This is a genomic window from Agromyces tardus, from assembly GCF_003710805.1.
GTDB lineage: Bacteria > Actinomycetota > Actinomycetes > Actinomycetales > Microbacteriaceae > Agromyces > Agromyces tardus.
Genome location: NZ_RHHB01000078.1, coordinates 1 through 9,728 on the forward strand (window position 1 = coordinate 1; position 9,728 = coordinate 9,728).

Below are 9,728 nucleotides of genomic sequence, written 5' to 3' on the forward strand. Positions count from 1 at the left end.
GAGCTGCTGTCGTCGGCAGCGGGCCACCTCGAGCGCGCGGCGGGCGACCTCGGGGAGGTCGAGGGCGTCGAGGGCGCCCTCGCGGCCGCGCAGCGCGAGGCCGCTGCGGAGGCGGCCGGGCTCGACGAGGAGCTCGCGGCGGCCCGCCGCGAGCGCGATGCACACGCCGATCCGGACGAGGCCGCAGCCCTCGGCGCGGCGATCGGCGAGGCATCGGTCACCCTGGGCGCGCGCGGCGAACTGAGCGGTGATCCGGTGACCGACCGCGATCGCCTGCGCGCGACGCGCGACCGCCTCGAGGTCGCTCGAGCTGCCGCCCGCGCATCGCAGCAACGGCTCGACGGCGCGCGCGGTGCGCTCGCCGGTGCGCTCGCCATCGCCGAGAGCCAGCTCGTGGTGGCGCGCGCGGCCGTCGACCGGGGTGGGCGCCGCGTCGGCGCGGACGCGCGCACGCGGCTCGCCGAGGCCGAACGGCAGCTCGTGATGGCGCGGCAGGAGCCGGACCCCGTCGCCGCGCTCGACGCCGCCCGCCGGTCGGCCGCCCGAGCGAACGACGCCGAGGCGCTCGCCCATTACGACACCCTCGGGGGTGCGTACTAGCCTGTCGCGGTGAGCGATTCGACGGCGCCCCTGGGGCAGGCGAAGTACCAGGTCCGACTCGACTGGGGCCGTGCCGGCGCCGAGCGCATCCTGACTGGCGCGCACGTCGTGGTGCTCGTCGACGCGCTCCAGTTCACGACGGCGGTCGTGCTGGCGGCGGAGCAGGGCACCGAGACCGCCCTCGCCGACGCGCGCGGCGACGCGAGTGGGATCGCCGCCGCGCTCGCCGGTCGTGACGTCGTCGTGCTCGCGGCATCCCTGCGCAATCGCACGGCCGTCGCCGAGCGGATCCTCGCCCTGCAGGAGGAACGCGGCGAGCGGGTCGTCGTCGCGATCGTCGCCGCGGGCGAGCGGACGCGGGCCGGCGCCGACGCCGCGCGCGACGGCGAGCTCCGATTCGCGATCGAGGACCAGCTCGTGGCCGGCGCCGTCGTCGACGCGCTCGTCGGCGTGGGCATCGACCACACCTCGCCCGAGGCCGCCGTCGCCTCGGCGGCGTTCGAGGGACTCCGCCATGCGGCGACGCACCTCATCGGCGCGTCGGGCAGCGCGATGGAACTCACCGGCGCCGACCCCGGCCTGCGGGCCGACGTGCGGCTCGCGACGCAGCGCGACGTGACGCGGGTCGTGCCCGAGCTGCGCGACGGCGTGTTCCGCGCCTGAGCTCAGGCGCCGCCGGTGATGCGGATGTCGGCGCCCGACGTGTACGACGCGTCATCCGACAGCAGGTGGGCCACCGCGCCGGCGATCTCGTGGGGCTCCGCCGCGCGGCGCATCGGGAAGCGGGCGGCGCGTTCGGCCGGCGCGTTCGGCCGGCCGGCGGCCGCGTGGATCTCGGTGTGCGTCGTGCCGGGCGACACGGTGTTCACGCGCACCCCCGCCATGCCGAACTCCTTCGCGAGTCCCATGCCGAGCACGTTCACGGCGGCCTTGCTCGCGGCGTACGGGATGTAGGTGTCGGGCGAGCCGGTCGTCGCGGCGCCCGAGGAGATGTTCACGATCGATCCGCCCGCACCGCCGAGGACCGTCGACATGTGGGCGATCGCCGACCGGCACAGCACGATCGTGGCGAGCACGTTGATGCGGAAGACGAGCTCCGACTCCTCGATCGGGGCGTCGAGGAACGGGCCGATCCGCCCCGTGATGCCCGCGTTGTTGACGAGGCCCGTCACCGTGCCGAACTCGGCGACCGCCGTCGGCACGACCGCGGCGACCGCATCGAGGTCGGCCAGCTCGACGCGGTGCAGCACGACCCGGGCGCCGGCCGCGCGGCAGCGCTCGGCGACGGCCTCGGCGTCGTCGCGCCGGTCGCGGTAGGTGAGGAAGAGGTCGTGCCCGTCGGCTGCCAGGCGCTCCGAGATCGCGGCGCCGATGCCGCGCCCTCCGCCGGTCACAATGGTCACGGGGCGGGTCGCGGGTCGCCTCGCGGGGTCGGTCGGAACGGGTCGGGTCGCGGCATCCGGGCTCATGCGCCCAGCCTACGAGCGGCGCCGGCGCGGGTCAGGCGGCGGCGCGCAGGGCCGACTTGCGGGCGCGGTGCGCGCGCACCTTCGCGCGGTTGCCGCAGCGTTGCATCGAGCACCACCGGCGGCTGCCCGCCCGCGACGTGTCGAGGTAGAGCAGGCCGCAGTCGCCGTCGCACACGCGGATGCGCCCGGTGTTCGCCGGGCCGAAGCAGTCGACGGCGTCGCGGGCGATCGTCGAGAGCGCCTGCCCCACGGTCTGCACCGAGCGGCCGGCCTGGCGCGAACCGCCGGCGAGCGTCGGCGGGATGTCGGGCGTGGCCGCGTACAGGTTCACGAGGTCGACGTCGGCCGCCCGGAACGGCTCGTCGCGGCTCGCGGCGGTGGCGAGCCGCGCGATCGCCTCACGCAGCGACACCGAGTCGAAGAGGTCGCGCGAACGTGCCGCGCCGACGCTCACGGGGAACCGGTCGCGCATCCACGCGGTGAGGTCGTCGGGCGAGTGCAGCCGCTCGGGAGCGGCGGATGCGGGGAGGGCGCCGGTGTAGGCGAAGTCGAGCGCGAACGAGCCGGAGTCGAACCACCAGCGACCGGCGTCGTCTGCGAACCACTGGCCGACCGGGATCGAGACGGTCGAGACGGGCACCGCACCAAACTACCGGGTCGCGGCGCCGGCCGGGCGCACGAGCGCAGGGCGGATGCCGCGCGGCGCGCCCCGATTCACTCGGCCGCGGCGCTCGCGGCCCGGCGGCGCATCGCCGTGGTGATCTCGCGGCGTCGCCACACGATGAGGTTGGCGTGGTCGAACCCGCGACGGCACAGGCCGCAGCTGAGCGGACGGGACGGCTCGCGGTACCGGTAGTGCTCGTGCCCGGCGGGGCAGCTGCCCACCCACGGGGCGAGCTCGTGCGCGACCTCGCCGTCGTGCGTGCGGCGCCCGACGAACCCGAGCGATGCGGCCGTCGACGCCCACTTCGGGCCGTGTCCGGCGCGCGGGCCCACCATCGCATGGGCGACCTCGTGCAGCAGGATCTGGTGGATCTCGTCGTCGTCGTACCGAGACGCGAGATAGCGGGAGACCGAGATGCGCTTCGCGGTGTAGTTGCACAGCCCGGCGCGCTTCTTCGCGTTGTCGAAGCCGAACGTCCATTCGTTCGGATCGAGGTGCAGCACGATGAGCGCCTCGGCCCACCGTCGCACCCGGTCCAGATCCGCCATGGGATGAGAATAGTCCCGGTGAGACGCCGTTCGGGCCCGATTCCGTCCCCCGAACGGGGGCCTCAGGGTGCCGGCGCGAGGGGGACGCGCAGCAGGCGGTCGTCGCCCGCGCGGGGCGAGCCGCGCCCGTCGGTGTTGTTCGTGAGGATCCAGAGCTCGCCCTCGGGGCCGGGAACCGCGTCGCGGAGGCGGCCCAGCTCGCCGGTGAACGACGCGGTCACCTCGAGCGGCGCCCCCGTGGTGAGCGGGCTCACCGACCACAGTCGCGCCCCCCGCAGCGCCGCGAGGAAGAGGGTGTCGCCCACGATCGCGAGTCCCGACGGGCTCGCCTCATCCGTCGGCCACTGCACGACCGGATCGATGAAGCGGGGGTCGCCCGCCTCCCCCTCGACGACGGGCCAGCCGTAGTTGCCGCCGGGAATGATGCGATTGAGCTCGTCCCACGTGTCCTGGCCGAACTCGGCGGCCCACATGCCGCCCGCGGCATCCCACCCCAGCCCCTGCGGGTTGCGGTGCCCGAGCGACCACACGAGCGTGCCGAACGGATTGCCGGGCGCCGGATCACCGTCGGGCGTCATCCGCAGGATCTTGCCCGAGAGCGAGTCCGGATCCTGGGCGGCGTCGCGCACGCCCGCGTCGCCCACGGTCGCGTAGAGGAAGCCGTCCGGCCCGAACGCGAGGCGCCCGCCGTCATGGTTGCCCGCCTTCGCGATGCCGGTGAGCACCGTCTCGGGGTCGCCGAGCGCGAGCGTGCCGGGTGCGCCGCGCAGCGGCATCCGCACGATCCGGTTGTCGGATGCCGCGGTGAGGTACGCGTACACGAGGTCGGGCCGTCCGTCGCCGGCGGGCAGGAAGGCGAGGCCGAGGAGGCCGCCCTCGCCGCCGGGCACGACCCCCGGCACCCGCACGACCTCGCGGAGCGAACCGTCGGGGAGCACCTCGACGATGCGCGCCGAGTCCCGCTCGCTCACGAGCACCCCGCCGTTCGGCAGGCGCAGGATCGACCACGGCGCCGCGAGTCCGCGGGCCAGCTCCTCGGGTTCGCCGGCGACGGCGACCGCGACTGGTGATCCGCTCGGAGGCGGGCTCGCGGAGGCGGTGCCGCTCGTGGCGCCGTCCGACGGCGCGATCACGACGGGACCGGAGCCGCCGCCGCCCGTGCACGCGGCGAGCAGGAGCACTGCGGTCGCGACCAGCGTCGCGCCCCCGCCCGTCCGTGCACCCCGCATGCGTCCTCCCCGCTCCAGTCTGCGCGGAGCGGCGCGAGAATGGGAGCATGCAGCGCTCGATCGACCTCAACGCCGACCTCGGCGAATCGTTCGGCACCTGGCCGATGGGCGACGACGCGGCCATGTTCCGGCTCGTGTCGAGCGCGAACGTCGCGTGCGGGTTCCACGCGGGCGACGCCCGCACGATGGTCGAGAGCGTGCGCCTGGCGTCGACGCACGGGGTCGCCCTGGGCGCGCACCCGGGCTACCGCGACCTCGCGGGCTTCGGCCGCCGCCACCTCGCGGTCGACCCCGACGAGCTCGCCGCCGAGCTCGCCTACCAGCTCGGCGCCCTCGACGGCATCGCGCGCGGAGCGGGCCTCCGCGTGCGGTACGTGAAGGCGCACGGCGCGCTCTACCACCGGCTCACGGTCGACGCGGCCGCCGCCCGGGCGATCGCCGACACGGTCGCCGCGTTCGACGGCGAGCTCGTGATCCTCGGCGCGCCGGGCGGTGCGCTCGAGCACGCGACGGATGCCGCGGGCCTCCGCTTCGCCCGCGAGGCCTTCGTCGACCGGGCGTACCTCGCCGACGGCTCGCTCGTGCCGCGCGGCGAGGCCGGCGCCGTCGTGCACGATGCGGACGCCGCCGCCGAGCGGGCCGTCGAGCTCGCAGTCACGGGCGGCATCGCGGCCGACGACGGCGCCCGCGTCGACCTCGCGCCCGACTCGCTGTGCCTGCACGGCGACACCCCCGGCGCGGTGCAGATCGCGATCGCCGTGCGTCGCGCCCTCGAGGCGGCCGGCGTCGAGGTGCGGGCGTTCGCATGAGTGTGCGGATGCTGCCGGCCGGCCACGCCGCCCTGCTCGTCGAGTGCGACGGCCTCGCCGAGGTGCTCGCCCTGCACGACGGGCTGGCGCGCAGCGCCCCGGCGGGCGTCGTCGAGTTCGTGCCCGCGGCGCGCACGCTGCTCGTCGGCGTGGACCCGGCGGTGCTGCCGCTCGAGTCGGCGGAGAGCTGGATCCGGCGCACGGCCGCGGCGCTGCCCGGCTCCGCGGCGCCGGCCTCGACCCTCGCGGCGGCAGCCGATCCAGCCGCGGGTGCCGCCGACATCGTGACGGTGCCCGTCGAGTACGGCGGCGACGACCTGCACGAGACCGCTCGCCTGCTCGGCGTCTCGCCCGAGGCGCTCGTCGCGCACCACGTGAACGCCGTGTGGCGCGTCGCGTTCATCGGGTTCGCGCCGGGCTTCGGCTACCTCGTGAGCGACGACTGGCCGTTCGAGGTGCCGCGGCTCGAGGCGCCCCGCACCCGGGTTCCGGCCGGGTCCGTCGCGCTCGCCGGAGCCTTCGCCGGCGCGTACCCCCGCGAGAGTCCCGGCGGCTGGCGGCTCGTCGGGCGCACCGACGCCGTGCTGTGGGACGCGGCATCCGACGACCCCGCACTGTTCGCGCCCGCGCGCCGGGTGCGCTTCGCGGCGGTGCGACCGTGACGCACCTCGTCGTGGATGCGCCCGGCGCGCTCACCCTGGTCGAGGACCTCGGCCGGCCCGGCTTCGCCCACCTCGGCGTCGCCGGCTCGGGCGCGCTCGACCGCGGTGCGCTCGCGCTCGCGAACCGCCTCGTCGGCAACCCCGACGGGGCCGCGGGCCTCGAGATCCTGATCGGCGGCTTCCGGGCGACGTTCTCGGGTGACGCCTGGTTCGCCGTGGCCGGCGCCTGGGGGCGGGCGCGCCTCGGCGGGCGCCCGGTCGCGCCCTACACGGCGGCACGGGCCCGCGCGGGCGACGTGCTCGAGCTCGACCCCGCGGAGCGCGGCATCCGCTACCTGCTCGCGGTACGCGGCGGCATCGACGAGCCCCCCGTGCTCGGGTCCCGTTCGCGCGACACCCTCGCGGGGCTCGGCCCGGAGCCCGTCGTCGCGGGGCGCGTGCTCGAGCTCGGCCCGGAGCCCGCGACATCCGTGCCCCTCATCGACCAGGAGGCGGCCTTCCCGCCGCCCGCCGACCACCTCACGCTGGGCCTGCTGCCCGGCCCGCGCGCCGACTGGTTCACGGATGCCGCCCGCGCCCGCCTCTTCGACGACGCGTGGCGCTGCTCGGCCTCGACCGACCGCATCGGCGCCCGCCTCGAGGGCCCGACGCTCGATCGCGCGGTGCCGGGGGAGCTGCCGAGCGAGGCGACCGTGCCCGGCTCCATCCAGGTGTCGACGTCGGGGCAGCCGACGATCCTGCTCGCCGACCGGCCGGTCACGGGCGGCTACCCCGTCATCGCAATCGTGGCGCCCGCGTCGCTCGACGCCGTGGCGCAGCTGCGGCCCGGGCAGGAGGTGCGGTTCCGCCATGCGTGAGGGGCCCCGCCGCCACCCCCACGGATGAGCCCCCTGCACCCCCGTCGCGAAAACAGGTGATGCGGGTCGACACACCGCTGCTGGTTCCTGTTCTCGTGTACGCGGCGCCGCTGGGTCCTGCGTTCGCGAGCGTCGGGCTGCGGACCGCCCGGCGCCGGCCCGCGACCCGGCCGGCGCGCCGCCGGCTCGCCACCTCGCCACCCCGCGGGCCGCCGTCGCCAGAACATGAGGTGGCGACCGACACGCCGCCGCCGGTTCCTGTTCTCGTGCACACGCCGCCGCTGGGTCCTGTTCTCGTGCGCGTGGTGGGCGCGGACCGCCCCGACTACGGCCTCGAGAGGAAGACCGAGCGAGCCGGCGGCGGCGACGGGATGGCCGTGGCATCCGTCACGACGGGCGCACCCGCGATGAAGCGGCGCAGCTCCTCGCCGTCGACGAGCTTCGCGGGCGACGGGTCGCTCGCGAGCCGGCGGGGCAGCTGCATGAAGGGCAGCTCGTGGTGCGAGGCGTACATGACGATGTTGCCGAAGCGGCGGCCCTTGAGCATCGAGGTGTCGGCGGCGATCGCGACGTGCTCGAAGACGTGCGAGAGCGTCGCGGCCTGGGAACGGGCGAACGCGAGGCCCGCGCCGTCGGCGACGTTCACCGCGACGATGCCGGCGGGGGCGAGCCGCGGCGAGATGAGGCCGTAGAACTCGGCGCTCGTGACATGGGCGGGCGTGCGCGAGCCCGAGAAGATGTCGACGATCGCGATGTCGACGGCGCCGTCGAGTCCGGCGGGCAGCTTCGCGAGCACCTCGCGGGCGTCGCCGTGCCGGATGCGCACCTGGGCGCCGCGGGGGAGCGGCAGGTGCTCGCGCACGAGGTCGACGAGGTCGCTCTCGAGCTCGATGACCTGCTGGCGCGACCCCGGCCGGGTGGCCGCGACGTAGCGGGGCAGCGTGAGCGCGCCGCCACCGAGGTGCAGCGCCGTGATCGGCTCGCCCTCGGGCCGCACCAGGTCGACCGCGTGCCCGATGCGGCGCACGTACTCGAACCCGAGCCAGTCGGGGCGGTCGAGCTCGACGTGCGACTGCGGGGTGCCGTCGACGTACAGCGTCCACGACCCCGGCACCTGCCGGGACTCCTCGAGGCGGGCGAGGTGGCCGCTCACGGCGAGGCGGCGTTCGAGGTCGGACACGCCTCCCACGCTACCCGCCCGCGGTGCGGCACCGCCGTGCGGCACCGCCGTGCTCGGCGGGCGCCCGCATCCGTCCTCAGCACGCGCCCCAGATCGCCGCGTCCAGGCGGTGCCCCGTGAGCACCGCGCCCGGGAACGGCCCGCCGGCCAGTATCCGTTCCTCGAGGCCCGCCGGAAGCCCCCGCGGCGCGGCCACGAGCACCGCGTTGCCCTCCTCCGCGCCCGCGAGCACCGACGGGTCGCCTGCGACGAGCAGCTCGGCGCCCGGGTCGGCCCGGGCCAGGGCACGCGCCTGCGCGCCGAGCCGCGCGAGGCCCGCGGCATCCGCCACATTGACCACCACGACGCCGCCCGGGGCGAGGAGACCGAGGCATCCGCCCATGAATCCCGGGTCGTCGACGAAGGCGGGCGCCTCGAGGCGCGTGTAGAGGTCGACCACGACGAGGTCGAACGGCGGCACGCTCGCGAGCGACACGACCGCGTCGCGGGCGTCGGCGATCACGATCTCGATGTCGGCCCCCCGGGGCAGCGGCAGCCGGGCCAGCACCGTGTCGACGAGCTCGGCGTCGTGGTCGACGACGACCTGCGACGACCCCGGCCGCGTCGCCGTCACGTACCGCGGCAGCGTGAGCGCCCCGCCCCCGAGGTGCAGCGCCCGGATCGGGCCGCCCGGCTGCGCTACCCCGTCGATCACGTGGGCGATGCGGCGCACGTACTCGAAGAAGAGGCGTGTGGCGTCGAGCGGGTCCACGTGCGACTGCGCGGCGCCGTCGACGAGCAGCGTGAGTCCCGAGGGCGAGAACACGTCGGCCTCGAACTCGATGCGGGGGGTGGTCACGAGGGCATCGTGGCACGAGCGGATGCCGCGTGCCACACCGGATTCGCCGATTGAGCAATCGATGCTCAGGAGACGGGCCCGCGGCATCCGCGACCCTAGGATCAGGACGACGAGGAGGAGGCGGCGTGACCGAGATCTACGACCAGCTCGGCGGCCCCGACGGGGTGCGCACCGCGGTGACGGTGTTCTACAACCGCGTGACCGCCGACCCCGAGCTCGGCCCGTACTTCGCGGGCATCGACCTCGAGCGGCTCAAGGCGCACCAGCGGGCGTTCCTCACCGCCGCGTTCGGCGGCCCCCAGCTCTTCTCGGGACGCGGCCTGCGCGACGCGCACGCCGACCTGCAGATCACGGATGCCGCGTTCGACACGATGGTGTCGACGCTGCTCACGAGCCTCGCCGATCTCGGCGTTCCCAAGCACGCCGTCGGCGCGGTCGGGGAGCGCCTCGAGGGCGTACGCGACGAGGTCGTCTCGGCCTGAGGCCGCCGACCGTCGGACCGCCCGACCGCCGGCCGACCGCGACCGCCGCACGTCGTCGCCGTCTGCGCGGGCCACGCCCGCCCACGGGCCCGGGCCCGGGGCACGCGCCGCCCGCTCAGGCCTGCAGTTCGTGGCGGCCGCGGATGCCCAGCTTCGTGTACGTCGACTGCAGGTGGTTGTTCACCGTGCGCGGCGAGAGGAACAGCCGCGTCGCGATCTCGTTGGAGCTGAGCCCCTGGGCCGCGAGCGAGGCGATCTCGCGCTCGCGCGGGGTGAGCGGTTCGGCGCCGTCCGAGAAGCGCAGCAGCGGGGTGCGCGCGCCCTCGCAGGCCGCGGCGAGGGCCGCCGCGCGCTGCAGGTCGGCGGTCGACTCGCGGCCGCGACCGGCCG

At 75.9% G+C, this 9,728-nt stretch carries 12 protein-coding genes and 1 pseudogene; 6 read left to right on the forward strand and 7 right to left on the reverse strand.

All coding sequences use genetic code 11. The features are described 5' to 3' along the window. A pseudogene (locus EDM22_RS19740) lies at positions 1-600 on the forward strand (hypothetical protein); the annotation flags it as partial. Positions 601-609: 9 nt separating this feature from the next. Beyond that, entirely contained in the window at positions 610-1,263 is a 654-nt protein-coding gene (locus EDM22_RS18905; protein WP_122938635.1) for a 2-phosphosulfolactate phosphatase, read from the forward strand. Between the two features lie 2 nt (positions 1,264-1,265). Here the strand turns inward: EDM22_RS18905 and EDM22_RS18910 are convergent, their stop codons facing one another. The 4 genes from EDM22_RS18910 to EDM22_RS18925 all read right to left on the reverse strand — a co-directional run bounded on the left by EDM22_RS18910 (position 1,266) and on the right by EDM22_RS18925 (position 4,510). Further along, on the reverse strand, positions 1,266-2,069 hold the full coding sequence (locus EDM22_RS18910) for an SDR family NAD(P)-dependent oxidoreductase (RefSeq protein ID WP_122938637.1): 804 nt from the start codon (positions 2,067-2,069) through the stop codon (positions 1,266-1,268). A 31-nt stretch (positions 2,070-2,100) separates the two neighbouring features. After that, positions 2,101-2,709 (reverse strand): CGNR zinc finger domain-containing protein, encoded by a 609-nt coding sequence (locus EDM22_RS18915; RefSeq protein WP_245989561.1) that lies wholly within the window; start codon positions 2,707-2,709, stop codon positions 2,101-2,103. A 74-nt stretch (positions 2,710-2,783) separates the two neighbouring features. Next, on the reverse strand, positions 2,784-3,281 hold the full coding sequence (locus EDM22_RS18920) for a SprT-like domain-containing protein (protein WP_122938638.1): 498 nt from the start codon (positions 3,279-3,281) through the stop codon (positions 2,784-2,786). 62 nt (positions 3,282-3,343) lie between these two features. Continuing rightward, complete coding sequence (locus EDM22_RS18925) at positions 3,344-4,510, reverse strand: PQQ-dependent sugar dehydrogenase (RefSeq protein WP_122938639.1); 1,167 nt, start codon at positions 4,508-4,510, stop codon at positions 3,344-3,346. A gap of 47 nt (positions 4,511-4,557) precedes the next feature. Here EDM22_RS18925 and EDM22_RS18930 point away from each other — a divergent pair, with 47 nt between their 5' ends. The 3 genes from EDM22_RS18930 to EDM22_RS18940 are packed head-to-tail and all read left to right on the forward strand — an operon-like array spanning position 4,558 to position 6,838. Beyond that, positions 4,558-5,319: a LamB/YcsF family protein gene (locus EDM22_RS18930; RefSeq protein WP_122938641.1), complete on the forward strand. Its 762-nt coding sequence runs from the start codon at positions 4,558-4,560 to the stop codon at positions 5,317-5,319. Continuing rightward, on the forward strand, positions 5,316-5,981 hold the full coding sequence (locus EDM22_RS18935; RefSeq protein WP_122938642.1) for a 5-oxoprolinase subunit B family protein: 666 nt from the start codon (positions 5,316-5,318) through the stop codon (positions 5,979-5,981). Before EDM22_RS18930 ends, EDM22_RS18935 begins: the two co-directional genes overlap by 4 nt. Next, entirely contained in the window at positions 5,978-6,838 is an 861-nt protein-coding gene (locus EDM22_RS18940) for a 5-oxoprolinase subunit C family protein (RefSeq protein ID WP_122938643.1), read from the forward strand. Before EDM22_RS18935 ends, EDM22_RS18940 begins: the two co-directional genes overlap by 4 nt. A 325-nt stretch (positions 6,839-7,163) precedes the next feature. Here the strand turns inward: EDM22_RS18940 and EDM22_RS18945 are convergent, their stop codons facing one another. Next, positions 7,164-8,018 carry a spermidine synthase gene (locus tag EDM22_RS18945; RefSeq protein WP_122938644.1) on the reverse strand — a complete coding sequence of 285 codons (855 nt, stop codon included), beginning with the start codon at positions 8,016-8,018 and terminating at the stop codon, positions 7,164-7,166. A 76-nt stretch (positions 8,019-8,094) separates the two neighbouring features. Continuing rightward, positions 8,095-8,856, reverse strand: a complete 762-nt coding sequence (locus tag EDM22_RS19900) for a spermidine synthase (RefSeq protein ID WP_138708141.1) — start codon at positions 8,854-8,856, stop codon at positions 8,095-8,097. Between the two features lie 125 nt (positions 8,857-8,981). Here EDM22_RS19900 and EDM22_RS18955 point away from each other — a divergent pair, with 125 nt between their 5' ends. Beyond that, positions 8,982-9,338: a group I truncated hemoglobin gene (locus tag EDM22_RS18955; RefSeq protein WP_212591997.1), complete on the forward strand. Its 357-nt coding sequence runs from the start codon at positions 8,982-8,984 to the stop codon at positions 9,336-9,338. A gap of 115 nt (positions 9,339-9,453) precedes the next feature. On the opposite strand, the gene EDM22_RS18960 is transcribed toward EDM22_RS18955, so the two are convergent. After that, positions 9,454-9,728: helix-turn-helix domain-containing protein (locus tag EDM22_RS18960; RefSeq protein ID WP_138708142.1), on the reverse strand; the 275-nt coding region annotated here is incomplete at its 5' end.

Excerpts from the sequence above, each read along its gene's own strand:
- EDM22_RS18910 (WP_122938637.1), bottom strand. The coding sequence starts at position 2,069 with ATGAGCCCGGATGCCGCGACCCGACCCGTTCCGACCGACCCCGCGAGG.
- EDM22_RS18920 (WP_122938638.1), bottom strand. The coding sequence starts at position 3,281 with ATGGCGGATCTGGACCGGGTGCGACGGTGGGCCGAGGCGCTCATCGTG.
- EDM22_RS18925 (WP_122938639.1), bottom strand. The coding sequence starts at position 4,510 with ATGCGGGGTGCACGGACGGGCGGGGGCGCGACGCTGGTCGCGACCGCA.
- EDM22_RS18930 (WP_122938641.1), top strand. The coding sequence starts at position 4,558 with ATGCAGCGCTCGATCGACCTCAACGCCGACCTCGGCGAATCGTTCGGC.
- EDM22_RS18935 (WP_122938642.1), top strand. The coding sequence starts at position 5,316 with ATGAGTGTGCGGATGCTGCCGGCCGGCCACGCCGCCCTGCTCGTCGAG.